Raw genomic sequence first — 25786 nt, 5'->3', positions numbered from 1 at the left:
CGTTCCGGACGCGAGACCGGAAGGCGCTCGTCGCGTCACCGACGGTGCCAACGCGACGACCCTCCACGTGTAGACTGCTATCGGGCATACGTGACAGTAGCGAGTGAACTCAGAAAACGATAGCGCCTCGAGTCCCGTTTTCGAGGGCGACGACTCGATCCGTCGTGAGTTCGAGCGACCCCCAAGAACGAAGCGACTGCTCGCGGTAGGTCGTGGGTCGGGTGATCGAGGTGGAACGAACGCGGAGACGAATGCTTCGAACGGCGGCCGTCGCGGGATTCGCGGGCGTCGCCGGCTGTACGATGCCGTCGACGACGCAGGACGACGCGGACGACTTCGACACCGTTCGCGTTCCCGACGACCAGCCGACGGTACAGGACGGCGTCGACGCCGCCGGGGCCGGCGACCTGGTCCTCGTGGAGCCGGGAACCTACGAGGAGACCGTCGACGTCACGACGCCGGGGCTCACGATCCGGGGCATCGACCGCAACGACGTCGTCCTCGACGGCGCGTTCGAGCGAGCCTACGGGATTCACGTCGAGGCGGACGGGGTCGCCCTCGAGAACATGACCGCCCGCCACTACACGGGCACCGCCTTCTACTGGACGGACGTCGAGGGGTTCCGGGGTAGCTACCTCACAGCGTACAACGACGGGACGTACGGGATCTACGCCTACCGATCTCGAGACGGCCGATTCGAACATAGTTACGCCTCGGGCCATCCCGACGCCGGCTTCTACCTCGGGCGAAACCACCCGTTCGACGCAGTCGTCTCGAACGTGGTCGCCGAGTACAACGACATGGGCTACTCGGGGACGAGCGCGGGCGGGAACCTGACGATTCGGGACTCGACGTGGCGACACAACAGGGTCGGAATCGTCCCGAACACGCTCGACGAGCGCGACTCGCCACAGCGGTCGGCACACGTCGTGGGCAACGAGGTGTACGAGAACGACGAACTCGACGCCCCGTCGATCTACGCACCGTTCGGCGCGGGAATCCTCGTCTGGGGCGGTCGGGAGAACCTGATCGAGGACAACGAGGTCCGCGACCACGAGCACTTCGGAATCGTCGCCCAGCACAACGTCGTCGAACCGGCGGGGAACGCCGTCCGGGGAAACGACGTCTCGGGATCGGGAACGGCGGACCTCGCACTCGGGACGCCCGCCGGCGACGACAACCGGTTCGTCGACAACGAGTTCTCGAGCAGTCTCCCCGAAAATATCGAACGCGACGCGAGCGACGGCGACGAGCGAGTCACCGAGGTGTTCGAGAGACAGGAGCGCCGCGCCGAACGCGGCGACGTCCCCGTCGGTGACTGGCGCGAGGCGCCGATTCCCGACGACCGGCCGACGATGGCCGATCCGGAGGCACCGCCCCGTCCCGCCGACAGGAGTACGTCGTGGGAGGAGTAGCCGACGGCACGTCGCTACCGCTCGAATCCGTACCGACCGATCAGCGGGACGAACCGCACCCGCCCGTGTGGTGTCCGCTCGAGTCGCCCGTCGGCACGCTCGACGAGGTGGAGTTCGTGTGGCCCCTCGCGAGGTCCAAGCGGGATCACCATCGTCCCGTCGTCGGTCAGTTGGTCGCCGAGCGGATCGGGTACCGACGGCGCGACGGCCGCCACGCTGATCCGGTCGAACGGGCCGGCGCGAGGGAGCCCCAGCGAGCCGTCGCCGACGATCACCGTCACGTCGCCGTACCCGGTCCGCTCGAGGGCGTCCCGCGCCCGCGTCGCGAGGTCGGGGAACCGCTCGAGGGAGAAGACGCGCTCCGGGCCGACGATCTCGGCCATCACGGCCGCGTGATAGCCGCTTCCCGTCCCGACCTCGAGGACCCGGTGGCCCCGATCCAGTTCGAGCAGTTCGGTCATCTGGGCGACGAGGTGTGGCGCGGTGACGACCTGTCCCCGGCCGATCTCGAGCGGCCGGTCCTCGTAGGCCCGGTCGCGGGCCGACTCCGGAACGAACTCGTGGCGAGGGACCGCCTCGACCGCCGCCGCGACGCTACTCGAGTGGATTCGACCGGTTCGCCGGAGGTGGTCGACGAGGTCGCTGCGCGCTCGCGACGTGCGCTCGTCGTCCATACGCGACCCGACGAGGACCACGAGTATCCTTCTTCGGGGCGAGATGCCAGACACCGATCGAGGGCGAGTCACGACGTAAAGCGAGGAGTGAGGCAGGCGAACCGTTATCCCGACGCTGTCGTGACTCCCGCACACGCTTCGATATGCATCTCGACCAGCAGTCACAGGACGCCGACTGGAACGGCACCGTCCCGAGCGCACACGACGCGAGAGTCGTCGCGCTCGTCGTCGTGATCGCCGCCGTCGCGGCGTCGTTGAACCTTCCCTACGGCGGGCCGGTCGTGGCGGTCGTCGCCTTCGGCGTGCTCGCCGGCGGCGGAATCGGGAGTCACCTCCTCGGCGAACGCCGGCTTCGCCGGCTCACCGACGGACTCGTCGAACGGTGGGCGGCCGCAGACGCCCAGATCGACGACGTCACGCGAACGTCGACCGGGCTCCGAACCGAGTGGGTCGTGCACACGGCCGAGGGACCGATCACCGTCAGTGGACTCGCACTGGCACCGATTTCGAAGCTCTCCATCGAGTGGAGCGGAACGGGCGACACGTTCTCTGCCTCGAACGTCGAACGGGATCTCGACCGGATCGCGGCGGAGTGGCGTCGCGAGGTCTTCGAACTCTAGCGACGAACGGATACCGTCGACTGTAGTCAGTTCCGCCGTACCCGCGACCCGTCCGGCAGGCTCCGGGAGACGGGGACAGCAGACAGTATATACGTCACCAACCCGTACTCTCTGGGACGATGGTGGTGTCACGAGCCGAGATCGATCGGCTTCGCACGGAGGCGGACACCATATTCACCCGCATCGAGACCGTCACGGACGCTCTCGAGCGCGCCCGAAACGAGTCGGGCGACCACTGGGAGACCGGCGAACTCACGCTGGCGCTCGAGACGCCGACCGGCGACGAGATCGAGGTCACGCTGGATCTCGACCGGGATGCCGCCGAGAACGCCCAGCGACGCTACGAACGCGCGTCCGAACTCGAGGACAAACTGGAGGAGCGAGAGGCCGTCGCGGGCGAACTGGCGCAGGTTCCGCCCGAACCGCTGGCATTTCTGATCTGTTATCACCTCAAGGACGTCAAAGGCGACTACCCGCGGTCGATGGCGGGCCACCTGAACGCCGACCGCGAGCAGACCGCCGAGACGTGCACGGAACTCGAGGACGGCGGCGTGATAGAGCGCATCGAGTCCGGGATGCTGAAACGGCGAGACGTGAAACTCAAGCGTGCACTCGAGACCCACCAGCACCACACCTACTATCGTCTCTCTCGCGAGGGCGATCACCTGCTGCGCTTTCTCGACGAACGCGAGGGCAAGGAGAACTTCCTGCGGTGGATCGAGGACGCCAGGACGCTCGCTCGTCGCCTCTCTCGTGGCGGCCCCGACTCCCGCGGATGACCGCGAACGAACTCGAGATGGACTTCGAGTACGTCCGGCGGCTCTACGCGGCCATGCAGCGGGTCGGCCTCGTGCGAACCTACGAGGGGTCGATCATCAAGGGCACCGAGCGGAAACTCAAGCCGAAGACCGAGACCCACCGCAAACACACCTACTACGTGACGACAGACGAGGCGGATCGGATCCTGCGCGACCTCGAGGACGAGTGACGCCCTCTTCCGTCCTCCTCGAGTGAACCGGCCTGGATCGTCGGAACACCCATTAGCCAGTCGGCCGACGCGTCTCTCGATGAGCGACGAACTGCCTCCGATCGGACTCGGAACCTACCAGAACACCGATCCCGAGGTCTGTGCGGCGAGCGTCGAAACCGCGCTGAACCTCGGCTACCGGCACGTCGACACCGCCGAAATGTACGAGAACGAAGCCGCCGTCGGCGAGGGCATCGCCGCCGCTGACGTCGACCGCGAGGACGTCTTCGTGGCGACGAAGCTCCACTCGAGCAACCTCGCGTACGACGACGTCCTCGAGTGCGCCCGCGCGTCTCGTGACCGACTGGACGTCGACGTCGTCGATCTCCTGTACGTCCACTGGCCGCTGCGGACGTACGACACAGAAGAGACGCTCGCGGCGTTCGACCGGCTCTACGACGAGGGCCTGATTCGCCACGTCGGCCTCTCGAACTTCACGCCCGAACTGCTCGAGGAGGCACTCGACCACCTCGACGCGCCGCTTTTCGCACACCAGGTCGAGTGTCATCCGCTGCTCCAGCAAGAGGAGCTGCGCGCGTATGCTCGCGAGCACGGCCACCACCTTGTCGCGTACTCGCCGCTGGCGAAGGGGTCGGTGGCCGAAGTTCCGGAGCTGGTCGAGATCGCCGAGAAACACGGGGCGACGCCGGCGCAGGTCAGCCTCGCGTGGTTGCTGTCGAAAGACGAGGTCGTCGCCATCCCGAAAGCGACCTCGGAGGCCCACATCCGGGAGAACCGCGAGGCGCAACAACTGTCGCTGTCCGACGAAGACCTGGCGCGGATCGACGCCATCGACCGCGAGCGACGGCAGGTCGACTTCGAGGACGCGCCGTGGAACTGATCGGGTGCCGGCGACACCGAAAACGCCGACGACGCTCGACGATGCTCGGTCACGTCCCGTCGAGTGCCAGCCGTAGCCACCAGTATACTTGTCTTCCCGGGCCGTCGTCCGAAGCGTGACCGACTCGAGTTTCGAGACGTTCGACCACGAATCGCACATGCGTCGGGCGTTCGGACTGGCGCGTGAGGCCGTCGCTCGCGGCGACCGACCCTTCGGCTCCGTGCTCGTTCGCGACGACGAGATCGTCATGGAGGCGTCGAACCGCGTCGTGACCGAAGACGACGTTCGCCGCCACCCCGAACTCCACCTCGCGTACCGCGCCCGGCGGGAACTCGAGCCCGAAACACGCGCCGAGACCGTCATGTACACGAGTACCGAGCCGTGTCCGATGTGCGCCGGCGGGCTCCGGTATGCCGGTCTCGGGCGGATCGTCTACAGCGTCGGTGGCGACGAGATCGCCGCGTTCACCGGGCGGGAGACACAGGTCCGCGCCAGGGAGATCCTCGAGGGCGTCACCGACGTCGTCGGGCCGGTGCTGAACGACGACGGGCGGGCGATCCACGAGGAGTTCGACTGGTGAGCGCGGACGCGACGGGAACTCGGACGGCTCGAGTCACGTCCGTCGCCTGTACCAGACTCGTTCGCCGACGGGCGTTTCGTCGGGCTCGAGGTCGAGCCGACGGACGAAGAGGTCCCGAAGCTCGAGCGAAACGATCAGCGTCACTCGCTGTCCGTCTGGTGTCGAAACGTCGACGGCACAGTGGCCGTCGCGGTCGTCGACGCGCTCGATCGTTCCGACCTGCCACGCCTCGAGGTCGTGCGTCGGTCGTTTCGCGCGGATGCGGTCGTACTTCACCGTCGTAGAGAGGACGGCCGTCGTCGTTACAGCGTCGGTTCCGCCGGCCAGGGTTCATACTACCGGACAACAGTCAGTGACTACTCGATCGCGTCTCGACGGCTGTCGGCAGCGACGACAGCGTCTCGAGTGCGATCGACGTCTGAACCGTGTTGTCCGGCAGTATCAGTCGCGATCGGCACTCCGTCCGAGCCCCGGAATCGCGACCGCCTGCTCGAGTTTGCCCATCGCGAGCGCCGTCGTCAACACCAGCGCGAGGTAGAACAGGGCCACGATGACGTAGACGTCCGTGAACTGGAACGTGTCCGAGCCGATGTTTCGGGCGCGGCGGAACAGTTCGGGAACGGTGATGAACGCCGCCAGCGAGGAGTACTTGATGAGGTAGACGAACTCGTTGGTCCACCCCGGAATCGCGAAGCGAAGTCCCTGCGGGAGAACGACGTACCGGATTCCCTGGAGCTTCGAGAGCCCGATCGAGCGCGCCGCGGTCAGCTGTCCGGGGTCGACCGACTGCAGGGCGGCCCTGATGTACTCCGCCTGATAGGCCGAGGAGTTGATCGTAAAGCCGACGATGGCGACGAAGACGGCCGCTCGCGGGACGCCGCCGCTGCCGACGACGCCGAAGCTGTCGATAAACCCTGCAAGCGGCAGCCCGAAGTAGAGGAAAAATAGCTGGGCGAGCAGGGGCGTCCCCCGGATGAGTTCCGTGTACGCGAGGGAGATGCGACTGAGGACGGGCCCGCCGTAGACCCGGGCGACCGACAGCGGAACGGCAATGAGCAGGCCGAAGAACATCGACAGGACCGTCAGGTAGACTGTGACGAACGCGCCGGCGGCCAGCTGTGGACCGATCGTCGTCGCGAACGCCGCGAGGTCGAACAGCCAGGCGAGCCACTCGAGCAACACGCTCGCGGGGCCGAGCGACGCGGCGACGTCGGCGACGCCGTTGGAAGCGGCCTGGAACGGTTCGGCCGGGAGCCACGGCTCGCGCTGGCGGACGCCCAGTTCCGACTGGACGAGATTCGGCGCACCGAGGGCGGTGAACAGCCGGTCCAGCAGCGTGTTGTGGGAGGCCCAGCGGGCAAGCAGCCACGCCCAGAAGACGACGCCGACGACACCGACCACGAACCGCCGACGCCCAGGGAGTTCGCCGACCGCAGTCTGGTCTACGTCCGTCGTCGTCATTGGATGCCAGCCAGTTCGCCGAGGAACGCGCGCGTTCGCTCGTGTTCGGGGTCTTCGAACAGCGTTTCCGGTGGTCCGCGCTCGACGATGCGACCGTCGTCGAGGAACGTGATCCGCGAGGCTGCCGATCGGGCAAAGCCCATCTCGTGGGTGACACACAGCATCGTCGTGCCCTCGTCGGCGAGGTCGCGCATCACGCTCAACACCTCGCCGATGAGTTCGGGGTCGAGCGCGCTCGTCGGTTCGTCGAAGAGGATAAGTTCCGGCTCCATCGCCAGCGCGCGGGCGATGCCGACCCGCTGTTGCTGGCCACCGGAGAGTTCGGCCGGGTACGACTCTGCCTGGTCGGCGAGGCCGACGCGCTCGAGGTAGTCGTCGGCCGTCGCCTCGGCCTCCTCGCGGGGCATGCCGAGCACCTGACGCAGGCCGAGCGTGACGTTCCCTCGAGCAGTGCGGTGGGCAAACAGGTTGAAGTCCTGGAACACCATGCCGACGCGACGGCGGAGTTCGTTCTCGTCGAGAGCGTGGATCTCCTCGCCGTCGAGGTAGATCGCCCCATCGTCGATCTCGGTGAGACGGTTGACACACCGCAGCAGCGTCGATTTGCCGGAGCCGCTGGGGCCGACGATCACTTCGACGTCCTGTCGTTGCATCTCGAAGCTGACGTCGTGCAGTACCTCCTCGTCGCCGTACGACTTGTCGACGTGTTCGACGCGTAGTAGAGTCATTCGTTTCCTCCAGGAACGGCGTAGACCTCGTTGAGGTAGTCGAGCGTGCGATTCGTGGTGAACGTGAGCACGAAGTACACCGCACTGATAGTGATGAGAACCTCCATGACCGCGGTACCGCGACCGGGCTGGAGGTAGAGCTGTTCGGCCCGCGTGAGCAGTTCGGCAAGGCCGATCGCGAAGGCGACGCTCGTGTCCTTCAGGACGATCGTAAACTCGTTCTGGAAGCCGGGAATCGAGCGTCGAACCGCCTGCGGGAAGATGACGTGCTGGATCGCCTGCCGTTCGCTCATGCCGATCGAACGGGCGGCCTCCATCTGTCCCTCGCCGATCGACTGGATCGCCCCGCGGAACACCTGCGCCTGGTAGGCTGCACTGCGCAGGCCCAGCGCTAGCGTCGCCGCGACGAACGCCTTCAGGTCGACCTCCAGCAGCGGTACCGTGCCGAGTCGGGGGAGAGGCAGCCCGAAGAAAAACAGCACGATCAACACGACGATGGGCGTCCCCCGCAACACGACGCCCGCGGTGCTGACGGCCGCTTGCAGTCGTCCGGAGCCGTACACTTCGATGGCTCCGGCCGGGAATCCGGTGAGAAAGCCCAGTCCGAGACTCGTCGCGGTCAGCAGTACCGTGACGGCTGTCCCGAGAAGCAGGAACTGCCAGTTTTCGAGCACGAACTGCCAGTCACTGGCTTGCAACAGGACGGGGTCCATCTATCTCACTCGAACCACTGATCGACGAGGTCGTCGTACGTCCCGTCGTCCTGGACCTCGGCGAGTGCGTCGTTTACGTCCGCGAGTCGGTCGTCGTCCTGTCGCATACCGAAGCCGAACACTTCGCCGGTCTCGATGACGAACGCGACCTCGACCGCCCGGCTGTCGGCGAAGTTGTTCGCCACCGGAACGTCGACGACGACGGCGTCGACGTTGCCGTTCTCCAGGTCCTGGACGGCGAGCGTGTAGTTGTCGTAGCGGCGGAAGTCGTCCCCGGAGACGGTTCCCTCGTCGACGAGGGTTTCGACCTGTCCCTCGCCGGTCGTGCCGGACTGGGCACCGACGCGGACGCCCTCGAGGTCGTCGACGCTCTCGGGGGCGAAGTCGCCGTCCTCCGTGACGAGGACGGACTGATCGGACTCGTAGTAGTGGTCCGAGAAGGCGATAACCTCCTCGCGATCCGGCTCGATCGTCATCGCCGCAGCGATGAAGTCGATGTCGCCCTCGGTCAACGACGGGATCAGCGAGTCGAACTCGATGTCGGTCCAGTCGCCGACCTCGTAGCCAGCACGCTCGATGACTTCCTCCGCGAGGTCGACGTCGAAGCCGACCAGTTCGCCGTCCTCGGTGAACTCGAACGGTGGGAAGCCAGACGCCGTCCCGGGGACGATGACGTCGTCACCGCTCCCGCCGAGACAGCCGGCGACGGCAGCGGACGCTCCCGCGACGCCGACGGTCCGCAGATACGCGCGACGATCCATGCTAAACCTTCGTTCCATACCCGTGCGTTGTCCGAGCCGGTTTTCAACGTTTCGACGTGAGTTCGATAACCACACGCGAATCGACAGTATCAGTGAACGTTCGTCGAATCAGATCACGAATTATAATTAATATAAGCAGCTTGAAGAGACCGCGTGGCAGTTCTCGAGGTCGGTCGGACGACGCCACCCCTCGTAACGATGGTTGCGAGTCAGTTCCGGGACACCCGTGACCCGTCGTGCGGTTGCCCTGGTACACAGTCGCGACCATCATTGTCACTCGAGCGGCGAAGACGTACGGGTCGTAACCGACCGGTTACCAGGCGGTGCGAACGAAGTGGGCTGATCAGGACGCCTTCAGAATCCGCCCCACCGGATGGACACCATCACGACGACGATCGTCAGTTGAAAGACACCCTGGACTCCGCTGAGCTTCGCATTTCGCATTCCGTACCGGCTGATGACGTCCGGATCGGGATCGGCAGCCGTCATCTCGAGGTAGATACGGGCTTCGCCGGGCAGCAACACGCCGAACCCGAGTACGGTGAGGACGGTGACGATCACGAGTGCGACCGCGATCGACGGCGTCGTGAGCGCGAATTCGGGCAGCGTCGCGGCGAGGTAGGCGACGTGGGCGACCACCGCGACCCCGAAGACCGCCTGCCACCGTCGGTCGCGAAACGCGTCGAACTGCGCGCCGATCAGGAGGAGTGCCGGAACGACGGCGAACGTCGAAAACAGTGCGATCCACGACTGTGCGTGGGGAAAGATCGCGAGCCGTATCGCGAGTGTGATCCCACCGAAAATCGTGACGAACGCCAGCGTCGGCATCAGAAACGTCATCTTGGGCGTGAACCGCTCGAAGACGCTGGCGCGTTCCGAAACCGCGAGACTGCCGAGGACCGGCCCGAGAACCATCGCCATGAACAGGTCGATCCCCGTCCAGAGCACGCCTGCCATGACGTGGACGTAGGTGTGGAGCTGGATCGATCCGAACTGGATCGCGTACAGCAACGCCGCGACCGGAGCGACGACCACGCCGACGGCAAAGGCCGGATTCGCTTGGTTCCCCATCCCCTGAACCGTACCAGTGACTGTCGTTGCCATCGAACTCAACACGTCGCGGAACGGACAAAAATGCTCGCGTGCGGCACGGGCAGAGCCCGACCGCTCGAGCCCAGCGAACGCCACCCGAAGCGGTGACGCGTCTCTCGAGTCGATCGTCGAAAGAAACGAAGGGACGCGATGCCGTCTCGAGACGGCAGTACGACCTCGTTATATGCCGTTATACGCGGACGACGTTCGTCGCGCGCGGGCCTTTGGGGGCCTGTTCGATGTCGAATTCGATTTCGGTCCCTTCCGTCAGATCCTCACCGCCAACGTCCTCCATGTGGAAGAACACGTCGTCGTCTGCATCGTCCGTCGAGATGAAACCGTAGCCGCCAGTGTCGTTGAAGAAATCAACCTTACCGTTTGCCATTGCAATTAACTCGAGACCGGGTACACGCTTAAGAGTTCCGCATTCGTACTCCAAAACAGTATCTTCGAGTCCGATCGTTTTTATAAAATCTGTTTTTGTGAACATTCGACTACAATCGTTGGGTCGTGGCGGCTGTGAGTTCCGATTCGTCACAACGCGTGGGAACTCTCGCAGAAGCCACACTTCTCGAATCGAATTCGTGGCCGGCCGCAGGGGGCTACCGACGGCCTTCAGGGGCCGGACGACGTCCGACGAGACTATGCGTGTACGCGAAGAGTTACTAGTTGTGAATTCTAACGAGGTTCGCCGGCAGTGGGCAGAGCGGTCTGGAGAGTACTCGCCGGAGTATTACGCCTACTACGGTCCGGACGAAACGAGCGAGACGATTCGCGCTCTTCTCGAGCGGTTCGTCGACAGGGACGCAACCGTCCTCGAACTCGGCTGTAGCTCGGGCCGGCACCTCTCGCACCTCTACGAACACGGTTTCGAGAATCTGGCCGGGATCGAGGTCAACGACGACGCGTTCGACGTGATGGAAGAAACCTACCCCGACCTCGCCGCCGACGGAACGTTCTATCTCGAGGCGATCGAAGACGTCGTCGGCGACTTCGACGACGGCCAGTTCGACGCGGTCTACTCGGTGGAGACGCTCCAGCACATCCACCCCAACGCCGAGTGGGTCTTCACGGACCTGGTCCGGATCGCTGACGACCTCCTCATCACGGTCGAGAGCGAGCGCGAACGCGAGACTGACGCGGCCGAACCCGACGTGAAATACGTCAACGACGACGTCCCCCTGTACTACCGCGACTGGCATCGCATCTTCACCGACCTGGGCTTTCTCGAGGTCGACACCAGGTCGGGCAAGCGGGATACCATCCGGACGTTCCGCTCGGCGCAGGATCGCTCCACCCGCTGACCGGCGCGAACGGCCGGCGAGGCGAACGTCTCGACCTCGAGTGATCTGAAGCGTCGAAGCAGAACAGTTCGTGGGGCGTCCGACGACCTCGGTCAGTCGTCCGCAGCGGGGACGTCGTCGAGGGTGTCCGCACCTGGGGAGTCGTCGGCGTCGTCCGTACTCGCGTCGTCGTCGACGGCGTCCGCATCGGAGGAGTCGTCGGCCACGCCGGGAGCGACACCGCCCGCGTCCGCACGCGGGAAATTGTCGATAGTGTCCTCGCGGAACGCCGACTCGTCGAACTCGTACTCGCCGTCGAGGAACTCGACGATCTTGTGGGTGTCCCGCATCGCGTTCTTGAGACACGTCGAGGCACCCGGCGACGGCGTGATGTTGAAGATGATGTCGTCGCCGACGATCTTCGCCTCGCCCATGTCCAGCGACTTGTTCTTGAGGTCGACGATCTGCGGGCGGACGCCACCGTAGCCTTTCGCACGTTCGATGTCCTCGAGGTCGACGCTCGGGACGACCTTCTGGACGTGCGGGAGGAACTCCTTCGCGCCGACCTTCGGGACGTCGTAGACGAGGTTCCGGAGGACGTACGGCAGGAGGATGCGGTCCGCGAGGATGTTCCCGTAGCTCAGGAACGACGCGGCGTTCAACCCGAACACGTCGAGGAAGTCCTTGACTGTCGAGAGGCGACCGCGCTCGAGGGCGGGGACGAGTTTCGCGGTCGGACCGAACCGGGTGATCGAGGAGTCGTGGACGTCTGCGTCGCCGTGGACTGCGGCGAACGGGAGCTTCTTCATCTGGAGCGTGTAGACTTTCCCGTTCAGGAGGTCGTCGGCGAGGAAGAAACTGCCCGCGACCGGGAGCAGGACCTTGTCCTGCCCGTAACCGAGTTCCTGTGCGATCTGGAGGCTGTGGGAGCCAGCAGCGACGACCGTGGCGTCACAGTCGAACCGGCCGCGGGTCGTCTCGATCGTGTAGCCGTCGAGCGTCGGCGTGATGTCCGTCACTTCCGTTCCGGTGTAGACGTCGACGCCGTCGACCGCCTCCGCCTGTTCGACGAACGATTTGGAGGCCTCGCCGTAGTCGACGACGTAGCCGTCCGGCGTCTGGAGCGCGAGCAGGTCCTTGCTCGGGTCACGACCCTCGACGACCTTGGGCTCGAGGTCGGCGATCTCCTCGCGGCCGATCGGCTGAAGTTTCGGGAAGAGGTCGCCAAAGCCCTCCTCGTCGTAGCGGCGCTCGAGTTTCGCGACCTCCTCGTCGCCGACCCCGAGGACCATCTTGCTGCGCTTTGCGTGCATCTCCCGGTCGGGGTCGTAGTTCTCCAGATAGCCCGCCAGGAGCTCTGCGCCCTCTTTGACCTCCTCGGCCTTCTCGAGGGTGTAGTTGGTCTCGATGTCGCCGAAGTGAAGCGTCTGGGAGTTGTTCGTGTGGTGGGAGTTGATCGCCGCGATCTCGGATTCCTTCTCGATCAGTGCGATGGAGTCGATGTCGGTAAACTTCGCGGTCGTGTAAAGCAGGGACGCACCGCTGATACCGCCCCCGACGATCACGAGGTCGTACTTGCCAGACATGGTTGTTTTTCGGTAGCTATCTCGACCACTGCGCTCCTGACGGATAACTCATCTTCTTTCGATCGCATTCTCGATAATCGACGAACCGGCTATCGACGGCCGGAGGATCGAACGGAAATCGGGACACGGGAGGCGGTTCGACGGGACGACAGCAGGTCAGTCGAATAACGTGTGGTGTTCACGTATAACATTCTCGAGGCGACCGATCGGGCCGGTCGAGGCGGACCGAGGTGGCTGCTCGAGTCGGCGTGCGTCGACCCTCCAGGACCGTGCCTCTACTACTCCATCTCGGTGCGGCCAACTGGAAGTGACGCCCAGACTGCAACGCAGGAATCGGTGGCCTCGGCACTCGAACCAGTAACTATTACCGACTCATGAAACTATTTATAGGAGATGCGTCGATTCTCGCCCAAATCGATAGACATCGCAGGGATACACATCGAGATGCTCCCTATGTTGTGGAATGCTCGACGGCTGCCTACAACTGAACTCGCTTCCCAAACGAAGTAACTCAGATTGCGCGCTTTTTGAACGAACACGCACTCGAACCAGTAACCATTACCGACCTACAAAACTATTTATAGAAGAATGCTCGATTCATACTTAAACCGATAGACGGCGCGGCGGTCTACTCAGGGGTCCTCTGTAGCAGAAGTGTCGATAGCATCGCTAATCCTGATAATTGATTCAGAAAGCTGTTCCATGATGTTGCAGTAGGCCTCGCGGTAGTTCGCCGTATCAGGAGAGATGCCGAATGAGTCCATTCCTCGCTCCCATTTACTAGACGCACTCCGATGGTCTGCTACGACCCTCAGGTCATATACTCCGTTTATTGGCTCAAACACTTCTCCCGCCTCCTCATTACCCAGATGGTCAGCTGCAAGTTCAAACAAGGCTGATTTCGACCCCTCGACATCCTCCTTCCGTTCCTCGGGGAGAATTTCTCGAATACTCTCCGTATCAATTCTCTCAAAAAACACCTTATTTAGTGCATCCATGCTGTCTAAAAGGGCATCTTGCTCGTTCCGTGAAGGCATAATTACGAGATGAGTTGGGTCGGACTCCTCTAAAGCTTCAAAAATTGATTTGTTGTATTCCTCTCCAACTATCTCGTTTAATGATGTAACCGCATTTAGTACCTGGTCGCTGTATGACTCTGTGTCGACAAATTCGCCCAATACAAAATTTGTAATTCCCTCCTCTGGAATACCACCGGACGGGGCAATATTATGAGTCTTCCAGTGAGGAATCTCTTGGTCAGGAATGTGCGCTAAGTCGTCAAGTAGTAACGCGACTTCGAACTCGTCGTTCCGATAAACTCGTTCAGAGAAGATATCCTTCCAAGCAACGTCCCCTCCTTGCCGAGACCACCAATTCACATGTCCGTCATCGGCCTGGATGTATTTTTCCAGCACGCTCATATCGAAGAAGTAGTTGGATAGCGATTTGCCGTCAGACCGATTTCGTAGCAGTCTCATGAATGGTCTCTCAATGGTGAACCAAGTGTGTCGCTGGGGATTGGCGGATCGCCGGAATCGATAGATTCCGCGATCCGCACCGAGAACAGTACGCATCTCCGCCAGCAACTCGTAGTCCAGAAGCTTGAGAACCGTCTTCTCCGTCGCCAACTCGCTGCACAGCAACAACAGATCGAACAACTTGAGACTCGCCTCAAGAGGTACGAAAACCCAAACACACCACCCAGTAAGCAGGGTGGTGCGGCTGGATCACCTGGCAACGACGACAGCGACGAGGAAAAGGACGAAAACCAGGAAGACGACGCTGGCGGCGACGCTGACGCCGCCAGCGACTCATCCCCAGGACGTAGCGAAGGTCACGAAGGAACAACTCGACCGCCACCTGAACCAGAGGAGACTATTCGAGTCGATCAGGGATATTGTCCAGATTGTGAGCAAAGCCTCTCTAACCCGGACAGCTACGTCTCACGAACTGTTATCGACATTCCTCTTCCCATTCCAACCACTGTCATCGAGTACAAACTCGGCAAACACCGCTGTTCCTGTGGAAACGAGGTCGTTGCTGAACATCCTGACTGCCCGGAAACCGGGCGGTTTGGGCCGAATATCATGGCCCAAACCGCCCTCGGTAGGTTCCATCAGCGACTTCCGAACCGTAAACAGGCGGAGCTGTTTGATTGGGAACTCGATATTCCCATCTCTCATCGGACGATCTACAACCTGACCAAGCGGGTCGCAGACCGGCTGCGACCCGCGTATGACGATGTCAAAGCCCGTATTCAGGAAAGTGACGTCGTCTACTGCGATGAAACGGGATTTCCTGTTGACGGAGAGCAACACTGGGCGTGGACGTTCGTTACTGACGAAGAGGTGCTGTTCTGGGTTGATGAGAGTCGTGGAAGCCAGGTGTTAGAGGACGTCCTCGGCGAGGAATTCGCCGAGGACTCGACGCTCAGCTGTGACGGTTGGTCAGCGTATCCGAGCTATCACACGAAGCTCCAGCGGTGCTGGGCACATCTGTTGCGGGAGGCGGAGTACGTTGCTGAACGGTACGAGGAAGCAGAGAAGTTATCTGCGGAGTTACACGCTCTCCATGACGATTTAACGGCGTTCGACAAGGAGGATCCATCCGCCTCCGCCCGCGAGCAGAAGCGGGCGGAGGCGTCGTTACATCTGGAAGGCCTGATCAGGGAAGACTATGAGGCACAGGAGGTCCAGAAGCTGATCGAGAAGATCAGGAACGGGTTAGGCCACTGGCTGACGTTCGTCACAGAGCCAGACGTCGATTCGACGAATAATCGCGCAGAGCGCGCTCTGCGCGAGCAAGTTGTGCTGCGGAAGATGTTCCGGACCCTCCGCTCAGCCGAAGGGGTCCAGATTCACGAGACGATCACGACCATGTTAGCCACGTGGAAACGGCGAGGACTAGATCCGCCTGAACAGCTCCAGTCCATCCTCGGTGGGAAAGAACTCAGTTCAGGATGAGAGGTATCACTGATCGGTGAATCCTGGTCACGCTATCCAACTACTCGAAGAAGACCCAGTCATAGAAGCTCATTGCCTCTTCTAAGCTCTGTGCCCCATGTGCTGGACGTTTTAATCCAGCATCCTCAAACCCGCGCTGGTTTTCCACATCATCCGGTGAGTAGGAATCCCCACGAATTGTTCTAAAGGGAATTTGTCGATTCTGGCTAGCCTCTTCCTCTGCACTCCGGTTTGCTGAAGAAGGCAAAATCGCATAGAAACAATGTAATTCTATATGTGGATATCGCTCATCTAGCCCATCAACATACCGTGAGAGCTTCTTTGCTGGAAATCCATCTACTTCTAACTCGGTCCAACCGTCATCGTCGATGTCGACTTCTATAGTTGATTCGCGGAGACTCCGTGATTGAAAATATGCTAGAACGAGCGCTGCATTTCGAGCATCAAGATAGTCTAATAGATATCCGGTCTGGATATCCATTGACAGTAGATTGTCTGTAATGAATCCAGATTGTTCCGCCCGTTCCTCCCAAGCATCCTCATCAAACCGGATGACATGGTCGTCAGTTTCATGGGAGCGAAAATTCCTCAGACCATCTTCTACGAGTGTGTGGAAGCTCAGAATTCCGTGCTCGACTCGAGGCGCATCATACCGGAGTTTCGTGAGAAAACGGCGTGCTTCTACTCCGTTGACGGACTTCGTAGATTCGTCGTCCCAGTGGTCCCCCTCTTCAGAACTCCAAGCAGGAGTTCCTCCTGAGAATATCAGGCGAGGGGCTTGCGATTTGGGGTCCCCATCAAGGAATTCATCAATATCGTCTAAGTCAACTAGCACAGGCTGGACATTGTATGCTTGCCGGAGTCTGCCGTAATCTGTCTCAAAGCTCTTGTCGCCTGATTGATATACGCGCGTCCAATTTCCCAAGATAGGCGAAAACGAACTTGCGTCTTCGAATTCTAGCCATCGAGAAAGGGCATCACGAGGCACGGGAGACGAACGAATGGAGAACATTGCTATAGATGACCACTATCGTACGAGCCTATTAGAATCTTTTCTGGGAATCTACAGAGAAGGAGCCTTGCCGCTGGCTACCTACGACATCAGGTGATTCGAGCTAAGGCCAGACAGATATCTCGTCTTTACTTTCAGTTCGGTCAGATTATCTTTATTAAGGGAGGTTGACCAATCACTATTGGACAAATATGCCATTTGGATTCATCGGGCAGAACTTAGGAACCATCTTAACCGGCTTGTCGATGATGGTACTCGGAGGATGGCTCTATGAAGCGAGAGACGGGTTCTTCCTATCTGGTGGTTCGTTCCGGAACAAGTACGAGTCCCTCATCATTCTGCTCGTTTCTGTAGTAGCTGTCTCGATGACTACACCCTTCATTGAGCAGTTCTGGTCGTCAATCGTTAATCAATACGGGTCAACCAGAATTCTCGGTGTCGGCCTCATCTTGGGGATGATTGCCGTCAATGATGCTGCTGAGTGGACATTCACGGATGCCAAATCGTTGTCCGTGTACGTTTTGGGTATCATCTTTATTTTCAAGCCAGGGTTAATTCAGGGGATGCTATAGAGAACAATGTCGTCCGAGTTCCCGTCTCACGAGATACTTAATGCCCAACGTGGTAGAGAGTTCGCTGCGTATACAGCAAACCTAAGCCTGTTCGAGAAGGAACATTTCTCGAACATATCTGAGTGGCTCTCAGAGCAAAACCTTGCTCCGAGGTCAGAAACTGCGTATCTTGCTACCTTCTCCTACATTGCAGGAGGATGGACGACCGTGACTCCGTATGAGATAGTGGCCAATCAGGGAATTACTAGTCTTGTCGACGCTGTCTCAGCTGCTGAACGCGGTGACCTAGATGATTTCTCAGCCTACAATACCAGACACTCGCACAGAAAAGTGAATGCTTCCTACGTCGCTGAATCATTCCAATCATTAAATTCTCTATCGGTTGCAGGAGAACAAGTAGAATCGTTTGACGAGTTCTTTGAGACTCTTCGGTATCGAAAAAACAGCCTCCTTGATAATGGAGTCGATGATTCAGAAGCTGCTCACAAGACGTTCAAAACTGCATGGAACTCTTTGAAGTCCATTTCGTACTTCGGACCTCTATCAGCGTTTGACTGGCTAGAAGTGGTCGTATTCGTCCATGGGGACGAGTGGATTGCTCCAAAGGAGATTCGGCCAGAGTACTTCGATACTGGGAGCAATCCATCAAAGGGATTTGAGGCAATATTTGGGAGCGGGATTGAGTCAGAAGAGGCGACCCAGTATACCGATATTCTCGAAGATTATGCGTACAACATTCTCGGGAAAGATATGCCAAGTGCAATGTTCGATATGGAGTCTGCACTTTGTGTCTTCTACAAGGACTTGGATGAGGTTGAAGAATTAGTGAAGGAGACATCTACAGTCGATACAGACTGCCTTCCAAACCGTAGCGACGACTGCTAAGAATTCTGCGAATCTGCTTTGATGCAGAATGTAGATACGGAAATAGCTTTGACCAAGTTCTGAGGGTGTATCATTATGATTGACCCATCTGATGAGTACTGGAATATCAACCTTGAGTTAGAAATCGAAGGGGTATCTCGACCCGTGCAGTTTTCTATCACGGAAGCAGGGCTACTTGAATTGAGGGTAGATTCAAGCTTTGAGTATCAGCAGCATCCTAATGAGGCCTATCACCAAGTCAAGGGGCAGACTGACGACGGGAGTGAAATCATTTTAAAGAATGTATTTGCTAAGAAGATTAGTGCACAGCATGTTACAGGGAAGCCTTCTGAGTACGAGATAGTTGAGTTAGAGGGCCCATCAGAAGCGACAATTGACGGATGTGATGGTTACACATTTGTAGATGAGTCGACGACATTTGAATTCGACCTTCTTTGTTTCAATCCAGACATCGGGACCTCTCAGACAGATGCAAGGACGTTAATTAAGAGAGTGGACTGGGAAGCTACTGCAATAAACCTTGCTACGACGGATGAAAGAATTAAATTCATCAAAACCCACAAAACACCGGTTCTTACGGCGAAAATTCAAATTGAGCAAGAGGTCAACGGAGACATTGAACGTCAATTACGAACGGCAAAACGAAAGCTGCTTAAGATACTTGAGCTACTCTCATTTGTCCAAGGTGTCAAAGGAGCGCCAATAAAGGCAGAATTGGTACAGGTAGATGGAGAATCTATTGAGACCCACGAAGAATCACTTGACTTCATTCGTGTATTCAATTCACGAGGAGCCTGCGATATTGGCGGTAGTTTTACTAGTCATCGTTTAGTCCACCCAATCTTCCAGACGGATTACTTAGAAGAAGTCTACGACTCGTACACTGCCTCCGTGCGAAATGACTTGCGATTAAAACAGATTATCGGATACTATGTTGATACAATTAATTCAACCCGTACGGTAGAGGGTGAGTTTATGACCTTGGCAAATGCCATTGAGCTGTTCGCTCTTAGAAATGCAGGAGGGAACACACCTTCAGGCGGAACAAAGGCAAAAATAGAGAAACTTGTCAACGACCTCCAAGTAGATGTGACTGATTTAGTTTCAATCTCTGGCACCTATGACCCTAAGATGGGAAATACTGTCCCGGAGTATTTTTATTATAAATCTCGGAATTATTTAGCTCATGGCGCTCCAGATGTCAGCTCAAGTGACCTCTGGGACGATTACCGAGCAACCCTAGTTCTGCTACAAAGAGCGATTCGGAACCAACTCTTCGGTGGAGGTAACTGTCCAGACTATGTCAAGGATATTGAACCGATGGAACTAGTTTAATATTAGATATTCAAAACAAGTTACCGGCCGTAGCATAGGGTTGATAAGTCTAATATTAGACTAAATTACCAATGAGCAAATACATCGGTGTTGACTGGGCTTCTAATGGTTGGTTTGCTTTCTGTCTAACTGATAGAGACGACGCTAATATGGACTTCTATCCCTCGATATACAACCTTTGGCACCATCAGCGTGATGCGGATAGGCTACTCATCGATATCCCAATTGGGCTGAGTTCAAATGGAAAAAGAGCGTGCGACATCGAAGCAAAACAAGCTCTCGGCTCAAAAAGAGGGAATAGCGTCTTCTACACACCCATACGCGAAGGTGTCGAAGCTCAGAACATCAAAGAGGCAAAACAGGCCCAGAAAGCCCTAGATTTCAGCGTACAAAACCAGGCGTGGGCTATCGTTCCTCGAATCCAAGAAGTCGACGAGTTCTTTGAGATGTTCGCGGGAAAAATAGGGGATACCGATATCAGGGAAACACACCCCGAGATTTGTTTTTGGGCTCTCAACGATGGAGAACCCATGACGCACGGGAAGAAGACAGAGGAAGGAATCGAAGAGCGACTCGGCTTACTCTCGAACCATCTTACTGATGCCCGTGGTCTCTATGAGGAAGCTGTGGAGACATTCACAGAGCCTGAGTGGGCTCCGGTAATCGGGAAGAGTGGACGAGACGATATTTTAGATGCGATGGTCGCAGCACTCACCGCCAGAGAATGCGGGGAGAATCCACCACGGCTTCCGAAAGAATCCAGCCCAGAATACGATGACGTTCGGGGAAGAGAGATGGAGATTATATTCTGGCCCAATATCGATTAGCTTGGAATACTCAGTTCTCGTGCCCTTTCGGGATTCTCTTGTATTCGTTCGAGGTCCTGCTGATTCACGATACTCTGGGCCAAAGTGAGTAATTCTCTCCCTCGAAGTTCAAGCCACGTTGTCCCAAGTTGGCTCCGCTCAGACTCGGTTGCAGGAATCCAATAGCAGTCCCCGATGTACTCTCTGCTCCCCTTAGACGCGAATGCAAATGCAGCCGTCTCTTCCGGCAATGACGTCAACGCTTCCTGAGCAGCAATCAGATACTTGGTTCCCAATGCGACGAAGACCAAGTCATAGCCTTCGGCAAAGATTTGCCGGAGGTCTTGAGGGATATTCTTCTCTCGACTGACGGCAGCTACCAACCCGTTGTTGGTCAGCTCCTCTGCGTCTAGCCCAAATCTTTCTGCTCGTTCTCGAACCTGCTCGATTTCGTTAAACGTGCACTCATAGGAGGGAATCTCTGTACTCGAGGCAAGCACCCCAAATCCGGCGGAGATGATACGCCAATCGACGTTGGCGACCTCCGAAAGCCGTTCTAAGGCAGACTGGATATGGCCGTGTTCTCTTCCCGTATACATCTCAGCCGCCGAAGCGACAGACTCGGGGAACTCCTCATTCAATGCCTTCCTTGACTTCTCGTCGACTCGTCTACAGTCAGCTACTGCGTCGTATCGCTTGCTGCCAGAACAAGGTGAGACGACCAGTACGTCCGGTTCCATAGTTCCCGATGTCTCCCGATGAATCGTATATCCTACGAGATGACCGTGCTATCAAGTTAAGTTGTTCATCACCAAAGGAACCTCTATGGACCTGACACGCAACAAGAAAATCAGAAAAGCATGGCCTGGAGGTGGCTATGCAAGCGTCTACAGGTACAATCTAAGCGACGAGAAGGGCGATGAAATTCTCACCAGACTCCGGAACTCGGTTGACTCCGACTCTAATGACTACGACCAGCATCCTCAATCAGTTAGCCGAGAGTACTGGGTAAAGTACTACCTCGAGGAATTCGGTGGTGAAATTGGCATCAACATTCACGCCAATCTCGATAAGAAAGTATCCGGAAAGCGTGGAGACTACGAAGTAGTTCACGACAGCGAGCAGAAAGTACTCGAAGTTGAGAAAGACGTTAGCGATTTCCTCAAGCACGGCCACTCAACGGACGGGAAATCTGGATGGAGTGACCCCGCGAGCATCGACCTCGTGTTTGCAGCCACCGACAGGAACGAGCAAAAGTCCGAAATCGATGTTCCTGTCATTGTCTCTGCCGAGCAGGACTACGAGAATGTCGACGCTCCCGCGTTCTCCCAATGGTACGACCGGGTGAATGATATCAAATCAGCCAAAGAAGCCCTCTATTATCATCTCCTCAACGCGGTCTATAGCCACTATTGCAAAGGCGTACCGAGTCTCCCAGATTTTACTCGTCTCGCCGGGGACCTCGATGAGTATAGTCTAAAGATGAACCGACGCTATCTTACTGCGATTCACTCGGTGATGGGGGACCACGCGAAATTACACACCGATTCAGTGCTATTCGATTCAGATACCGAATCAATCCGAAGTGACGATTCGTTCTCTGATATACAAGGGAGGGTTATAGACTCAGTCGAGGAGTCGTACTCCGAAGGGAAGAGTTGGGATTGTCCAAAATGTAATCAGCCGACGGTAGCTCTCGGTCAGAACCGGTTCACGTACGAACCAGATATGCAGGAAATGACCGAGGGGCAGTTTGCTGAGCAAATTGCAGCCCAACAAGGAGGATTCTTTGAAGAAGGAATACACGGAGAGACGCTTACTGTCTCGTACTGCTTCGGCTGCCTCGTCGTTGGTGCGAAGGCTCCTCGAGATTCAGAAGCAATGTACATCGACAACACAGAACCATTTCAATTGCCGAACGAAGAGAACTGAACAGATATGACGAGAGAAGAGGATATCGAGCGTCTGTATTGGCTTCTCGAAGAGCTAGAGGAAACAGTCGGAGGCAAACAGAAGCTCAAGGATTGCACTGGCTACATGGACTGGCCCGACCGGGGCGTCTACATCTTCTTCGCACCGGACGAATACCGAGAGTCTGGCGACCAACTTCGAATTACTCGCATCGGGACTCATGCCGTCTCCGAAGGAAGCAGTACGTCACTTTGGAACCGACTTCGGACGCACCGGGGAGCGATGCGCGGAACCTACGAAGGAGGTGGGAACCATCGAGGCTCGGTATTCAGAAAGCGAGTTGGTGAGGCCTTCGTAGAGCGTGACTCCTTGCACACCGAGTATCCCCACTGGGGCGAGGGTTCGAGCGCGAAACGGGAACGGCGACTCAGCGAACTCGAGATGGAGCAGCGAGTGAGCGACTATCTTCGGGACCTGCCGTTCCTCTGGCTGAATGTCGACGATGAACCGAGCGCCGATAGCCAGCGGGCCTACATCGAGCAAAATACGATTGCACTCCTCAGTAACTACCAGCGAGACGCCGTTGATGCTCGCTCAGACGACTGGCTCGGCAAACACAGTCGGAGCGAGAAAATCCGCAAATCGGGACTGTGGAACGTGAATCACGTCGATGAGGACTACGACCCTGCATTCCTTGATGATGTGAGTGCGGCTATCGAGAACACGGAATCGGTATAGCGTAATCAACAGTCACCAACGGGAGTATTTTAGTGCTGGGTCACGCCAGTATCGGGTCAATGAGTTTTCAATCTAAAACCATCGCCAATGCCATTCAGGAACTCAATACGGCGACCTTCGTCCCTGCTATCCAACGGGAATTCGTCTGGACCGAAGAACAAATCATCCAACTCTTCGACTCCATCCTCCGAGACTATCCAATCGGTTCCCTCCTCTTTTGGCGGGTTCGGGGCGACCTCGCTCAAGAGCAAATCAAATACAAGTTCGTTCAGCACTACGTCACTGACCCCGTCCACCCGGAGAGCTTAGGAAACGTCCACCACCGTAACCCTGAGGTCGAAGACTACGAGGACGTCCCCAACGGGGTTCAGTTAGTCCTCGACGGCCAACAGCGACTCACCGCGCTCTACATTGGATTACAGGGAACGCTGACGACCAAGCAAAAACACCGCCATCGGACCAATCCGAACGCATGGGACCGAAAGCAACTCTATCTCAACGTTCTCTCTGACCCCAACGAGGTTAGCGACGACGACCTCAAGATGCGGTATGAGTTCGAGTTCAAAACTGACCCCGAGATGTCCGAGAACGAATATTGGTATCGGGCTAAGGACATCCTCGAACTCAACGAATACGATGGCATTCACGATATCACCGAAGAGATTGATGCCGAACTCTCTGAGCAGGATATCGACCATCCCTCGCAGTGGAAGTTCATCAACAAGAATCTCACTGCCCTCTATCGCGCTGTTCACGAACGCAGTCTCATCAACTACGACGAGAAAGAAGAGGACGACTTGGGGAAGGTTCTGGATATGTTCATCCGGACAAATCGCGGCGGAACCCAACTCAGTACCTCCGAAGTCCTGCTCTCCATCGCAACTGCTCAGTGGGCGAATGGAGACGGTGCGGACGCCATCAATGCCCGAGAGGAGATTACAGAGTTCATCGACGACCTGAATCGTCGACGCCAGGACGCTGGGTTTAGCTTCGATATCGACTTCGCGCTTCGCAATCTCCTGATGTGCTCCGACCTGCCGACCTCTGAATCAGTCCGTCACTTCAACCAGTCGAACCTCCAGAGGATGAAGCAGACTTGGACAGACAACGGAAAAATGCAGCAGGCAGTACGAAACGCCGTTGACCTCATTGTTGACTTCGGTCTTGACTCTCGCAGTCTCACGAGTCGGAATGCCCTCGTTCCGGTTGCATATTTCTTCTATATCAACGACAATCCGAACCTCGAATGGAGTAGCGGTCACGAGGAGATTTCGGCTAGAGAAGAGATTCACCAATGGCTCTGTACGTCAATTCTCAACGGCACGTTCTCTGTCGGTCGAGGAGCCATCGAACGAGCGCGGTCACTAATGCAGACTGCGCCTGCTATGACGTTCCCCGGCGACGAGATTCACCGTGAACTACGAAGCGATGGGCGTGTCTCCAGATTCGACCGCGACCTACTGGAACTGCAACTCGACAGCCTCGAATACGGGAGTCGAAAGACCTTCTCGTTCCTCTCGCTGCTTTACCATCCCGGACCAGCCCGGAGTAACACACGCCATGATGTCGACCACATCTTCCCACAGGACCAGTTCGATACGGAAACGCTGGTTCAAGACTACGGACTAGACCCTGTTGAGGCAGACCGATATGTGGAACTCAAAGACCGAATCGGCAACCTCCAGCTTCTCAACGAGAACGAAAACCGCTCAAAGAGTGGCCATTCCTTCCTTGACTGGCTGGAATCCCAGGATGACTCTTACTTCGAGAAGCATCACATCCCCCAGGACGAGGACCTCCACCGCTTAGAGGACTTCCCCGAATTCATCGAGAAGCGCGAAGAACTCATCATTGAAGACCTGTTGAATAAATTTGGCCCCGAGGAGACTCAAGACGCGTAATCTCAACCGAGCAGTATCATTAATATCCTGACAACCATCCGACCAAATGGCGATTCTCGATGACTGATGCACCATTAGCGCCCCGTCGACCGATGGACGACAACAAGGGATTAGGCGAAGGAATGACCAGCGTCGATATCTACTGTCACCGCCAGCACAAAGGCCAATGGCAGCAAGAAGCCGACGAACAGGGAATCAGCCTGAGTCGCTATCTAGTTGAACTCGTTCAAGAAGCTCGCTGGCAACGCCATAACAACGGTTGAGACGAAGCAGTCCGAACCATCGTTTTCCTCTAAAATAGGGACATAGACCGCGTTTCTACCGGTAATATCTTTAACCTAACAGCCCAATTACCATTTGGAGATTATAGCATGACAGAGACGTCTATGGACAGCCCTAGCGACGAACGGGACTTTCAAACGCTTCACGAGAACACGACCCGAGCAGAGCTCTTCCCCGCCAAACAGCACAAAGAGGAATGGTGGGAAGAAGCTGAACACGAAGGGTCCAGCCTTAGCCGTTACCTCTACGACCTGATTCAAGAAGCCCGGATGTACCGAGACAGCGGCGCACCCTTCATCCAAACACAGGACCAGACAGTCAAGCAGCTCCAGAACAAAATCGACGACCTCCAAGCCCAACTCGAAGAGGCTCGACAAAGTGGCGGTGGTCGAACCCACCTCAGTATCGATGACCTCGTCACTCGTGTTCTGAACGAGCGGTATCAATCACTAGACGAACTCCTCGAACGAATCTCCGCTAGCGACGATGTCGCTCAACACCTCCAACGACAAATCGAGAATCGACTGTACTCCTTAGCCGAAAACGGACAGGTTGAATATCAGCGTGGGCACGGCTGGCGGCTCAAGGAGGGGAACTAAG

The 25786-nt window shown here is 57.8% G+C and carries 29 protein-coding genes; 17 read left to right on the top strand and 12 right to left on the bottom strand.

All coding sequences use genetic code 11. The features are described 5' to 3' along the window. The first annotated feature begins 251 nt into the window (after positions 1-251). The gene (locus tag MU558_RS04835) at positions 252-1415 is read left to right on the top strand and encodes a right-handed parallel beta-helix repeat-containing protein (protein WP_246972412.1); all 1164 of its coding nucleotides are present in this window, start codon (positions 252-254) and stop codon (positions 1413-1415) included. Between the two features lie 14 nt (positions 1416-1429). On the opposite strand, the gene MU558_RS04830 is transcribed toward MU558_RS04835, so the two are convergent. Beyond that, the gene (locus tag MU558_RS04830; protein WP_246972409.1) at positions 1430-2089 is read right to left on the bottom strand and encodes a protein-L-isoaspartate(D-aspartate) O-methyltransferase; all 660 of its coding nucleotides are present in this window, start codon (positions 2087-2089) and stop codon (positions 1430-1432) included. A 143-nt stretch (positions 2090-2232) separates the two neighbouring features. On the opposite strand from MU558_RS04830, the gene MU558_RS04825 reads away from it, so the two are divergent. The 5 genes from MU558_RS04825 to MU558_RS04805 all read left to right on the top strand — a co-directional run bounded on the left by MU558_RS04825 (position 2233) and on the right by MU558_RS04805 (position 5157). Beyond that, complete coding sequence (locus MU558_RS04825) at positions 2233-2709, top strand: hypothetical protein (RefSeq protein ID WP_246972407.1); 477 nt, start codon at positions 2233-2235, stop codon at positions 2707-2709. 119 nt (positions 2710-2828) lie between these two features. Beyond that, complete coding sequence (locus tag MU558_RS04820) at positions 2829-3488, top strand: DUF2250 domain-containing protein (protein WP_246972405.1); 660 nt, start codon at positions 2829-2831, stop codon at positions 3486-3488. Continuing rightward, positions 3485-3697 carry a DUF2250 domain-containing protein gene (locus tag MU558_RS04815; protein WP_246972403.1) on the top strand — a complete coding sequence of 71 codons (213 nt, stop codon included), beginning with the start codon at positions 3485-3487 and terminating at the stop codon, positions 3695-3697. Before MU558_RS04820 ends, MU558_RS04815 begins: the two co-directional genes overlap by 4 nt. A 79-nt stretch (positions 3698-3776) precedes the next feature. After that, entirely contained in the window at positions 3777-4577 is an 801-nt protein-coding gene (locus tag MU558_RS04810; RefSeq protein WP_246972401.1) for an aldo/keto reductase, read from the top strand. Positions 4578-4692: 115 nt separating this feature from the next. Then, complete coding sequence (locus tag MU558_RS04805; protein ID WP_265781569.1) at positions 4693-5157, top strand: nucleoside deaminase; 465 nt, start codon at positions 4693-4695, stop codon at positions 5155-5157. 33 nt (positions 5158-5190) lie between these two features. On the opposite strand, the gene MU558_RS04800 is transcribed toward MU558_RS04805, so the two are convergent. The 7 genes from MU558_RS04800 to MU558_RS04770 all read right to left on the bottom strand — a co-directional run bounded on the left by MU558_RS04800 (position 5191) and on the right by MU558_RS04770 (position 10297). Next, positions 5191-5433, bottom strand: a complete 243-nt coding sequence (locus MU558_RS04800) for a DUF7861 family protein (protein ID WP_246972399.1) — start codon at positions 5431-5433, stop codon at positions 5191-5193. Positions 5434-5598: 165 nt separating this feature from the next. Continuing rightward, positions 5599-6618, bottom strand: a complete 1020-nt coding sequence (locus MU558_RS04795; protein ID WP_246972397.1) for an amino acid ABC transporter permease — start codon at positions 6616-6618, stop codon at positions 5599-5601. Further along, complete coding sequence (locus tag MU558_RS04790) at positions 6615-7346, bottom strand: amino acid ABC transporter ATP-binding protein (protein ID WP_246972395.1); 732 nt, start codon at positions 7344-7346, stop codon at positions 6615-6617. Before MU558_RS04790 ends, MU558_RS04795 begins: the two co-directional genes overlap by 4 nt. Then, positions 7343-8059 carry an amino acid ABC transporter permease gene (locus MU558_RS04785; RefSeq protein WP_246972392.1) on the bottom strand — a complete coding sequence of 239 codons (717 nt, stop codon included), beginning with the start codon at positions 8057-8059 and terminating at the stop codon, positions 7343-7345. The genes MU558_RS04790 and MU558_RS04785 overlap by 4 nt, the downstream gene beginning before the upstream one ends. A gap of 5 nt (positions 8060-8064) precedes the next feature. Continuing rightward, entirely contained in the window at positions 8065-8838 is a 774-nt protein-coding gene (locus MU558_RS04780) for a transporter substrate-binding domain-containing protein (RefSeq protein WP_246972389.1), read from the bottom strand. Between the two features lie 336 nt (positions 8839-9174). Beyond that, entirely contained in the window at positions 9175-9891 is a 717-nt protein-coding gene (locus MU558_RS04775) for a hypothetical protein (protein ID WP_345781512.1), read from the bottom strand. Between the two features lie 211 nt (positions 9892-10102). After that, positions 10103-10297 carry a cold-shock protein gene (locus MU558_RS04770; RefSeq protein WP_246972383.1) on the bottom strand — a complete coding sequence of 65 codons (195 nt, stop codon included), beginning with the start codon at positions 10295-10297 and terminating at the stop codon, positions 10103-10105. A 286-nt stretch (positions 10298-10583) separates the two neighbouring features. Here MU558_RS04770 and MU558_RS04765 point away from each other — a divergent pair, with 286 nt between their 5' ends. Beyond that, positions 10584-11216 carry a class I SAM-dependent methyltransferase gene (locus tag MU558_RS04765; RefSeq protein ID WP_246972381.1) on the top strand — a complete coding sequence of 211 codons (633 nt, stop codon included), beginning with the start codon at positions 10584-10586 and terminating at the stop codon, positions 11214-11216. Between the two features lie 92 nt (positions 11217-11308). On the opposite strand, the gene MU558_RS04760 is transcribed toward MU558_RS04765, so the two are convergent. Next, complete coding sequence (locus MU558_RS04760; RefSeq protein ID WP_246972379.1) at positions 11309-12781, bottom strand: FAD-dependent oxidoreductase; 1473 nt, start codon at positions 12779-12781, stop codon at positions 11309-11311. Positions 12782-13413: 632 nt separating this feature from the next. After that, entirely contained in the window at positions 13414-14202 is a 789-nt protein-coding gene (locus tag MU558_RS04755) for a hypothetical protein (RefSeq protein ID WP_246972376.1), read from the bottom strand. An 84-nt stretch (positions 14203-14286) separates the two neighbouring features. Here MU558_RS04755 and tnpC point away from each other — a divergent pair, with 84 nt between their 5' ends. Beyond that, positions 14287-15744 (top strand): IS66 family transposase, encoded by a 1458-nt coding sequence (gene tnpC, locus MU558_RS04750; RefSeq protein WP_246966203.1) that lies wholly within the window; start codon positions 14287-14289, stop codon positions 15742-15744. 40 nt (positions 15745-15784) lie between these two features. On the opposite strand, the gene MU558_RS04745 is transcribed toward tnpC, so the two are convergent. Continuing rightward, positions 15785-16579 carry a hypothetical protein gene (locus MU558_RS04745; RefSeq protein WP_246972374.1) on the bottom strand — a complete coding sequence of 265 codons (795 nt, stop codon included), beginning with the start codon at positions 16577-16579 and terminating at the stop codon, positions 15785-15787. A 368-nt stretch (positions 16580-16947) separates the two neighbouring features. Here MU558_RS04745 and MU558_RS04740 point away from each other — a divergent pair, with 368 nt between their 5' ends. From MU558_RS04740 to MU558_RS04725, 4 genes are all read left to right on the top strand, one after another. Then, complete coding sequence (locus tag MU558_RS04740; protein ID WP_246972372.1) at positions 16948-17328, top strand: hypothetical protein; 381 nt, start codon at positions 16948-16950, stop codon at positions 17326-17328. Between the two features lie 6 nt (positions 17329-17334). Beyond that, positions 17335-18213, top strand: coding sequence for an ADDT family thymidine hypermodification transferase (locus tag MU558_RS04735; RefSeq protein ID WP_246972369.1), 879 nt, complete (start codon positions 17335-17337; stop codon positions 18211-18213). A 75-nt stretch (positions 18214-18288) separates the two neighbouring features. After that, positions 18289-19548 carry a hypothetical protein gene (locus tag MU558_RS04730; protein WP_246972367.1) on the top strand — a complete coding sequence of 420 codons (1260 nt, stop codon included), beginning with the start codon at positions 18289-18291 and terminating at the stop codon, positions 19546-19548. Between the two features lie 71 nt (positions 19549-19619). Next, on the top strand, positions 19620-20375 hold the full coding sequence (locus tag MU558_RS04725; RefSeq protein WP_246972365.1) for a DUF429 domain-containing protein: 756 nt from the start codon (positions 19620-19622) through the stop codon (positions 20373-20375). On the opposite strand, the gene MU558_RS04720 is transcribed toward MU558_RS04725, so the two are convergent. Beyond that, positions 20372-21094 (bottom strand): hypothetical protein, encoded by a 723-nt coding sequence (locus tag MU558_RS04720; RefSeq protein ID WP_246972363.1) that lies wholly within the window; start codon positions 21092-21094, stop codon positions 20372-20374. The two genes, MU558_RS04725 and MU558_RS04720, sit on opposite strands and share 4 nt — an antisense overlap. Before the next feature lie 85 nt (positions 21095-21179). On the opposite strand from MU558_RS04720, the gene MU558_RS04715 reads away from it, so the two are divergent. The 5 genes from MU558_RS04715 to MU558_RS04695 all read left to right on the top strand — a co-directional run bounded on the left by MU558_RS04715 (position 21180) and on the right by MU558_RS04695 (position 25785). Continuing rightward, positions 21180-22286, top strand: a complete 1107-nt coding sequence (locus MU558_RS04715; protein ID WP_246972360.1) for a hypothetical protein — start codon at positions 21180-21182, stop codon at positions 22284-22286. Positions 22287-22292: 6 nt separating this feature from the next. After that, positions 22293-23003, top strand: coding sequence for a GIY-YIG domain-containing protein (locus tag MU558_RS04710; RefSeq protein ID WP_246972356.1), 711 nt, complete (start codon positions 22293-22295; stop codon positions 23001-23003). Between the two features lie 59 nt (positions 23004-23062). After that, a complete protein-coding gene (locus tag MU558_RS04705; RefSeq protein ID WP_246972353.1) occupies positions 23063-24904 on the top strand; it encodes a DUF262 domain-containing protein in 1842 nt (613 codons plus the stop codon). Between the two features lie 92 nt (positions 24905-24996). Next, positions 24997-25167, top strand: coding sequence for a hypothetical protein (locus MU558_RS04700; protein ID WP_246972351.1), 171 nt, complete (start codon positions 24997-24999; stop codon positions 25165-25167). Positions 25168-25275: 108 nt separating this feature from the next. Continuing rightward, complete coding sequence (locus MU558_RS04695) at positions 25276-25785, top strand: hypothetical protein (protein ID WP_246972349.1); 510 nt, start codon at positions 25276-25278, stop codon at positions 25783-25785. Position 25786 lies beyond the last annotated feature (1 nt).

The sequence above is a fragment of the Natribaculum luteum genome (assembly GCF_023008545.1).
Classification (GTDB): Archaea; Halobacteriota; Halobacteria; order Halobacteriales; family Natrialbaceae; genus Natribaculum; species Natribaculum luteum.
The sequence above is the reverse complement of the archived record's forward strand: the minus strand, read 5'-3'. Positions and strand labels throughout refer to the sequence as shown.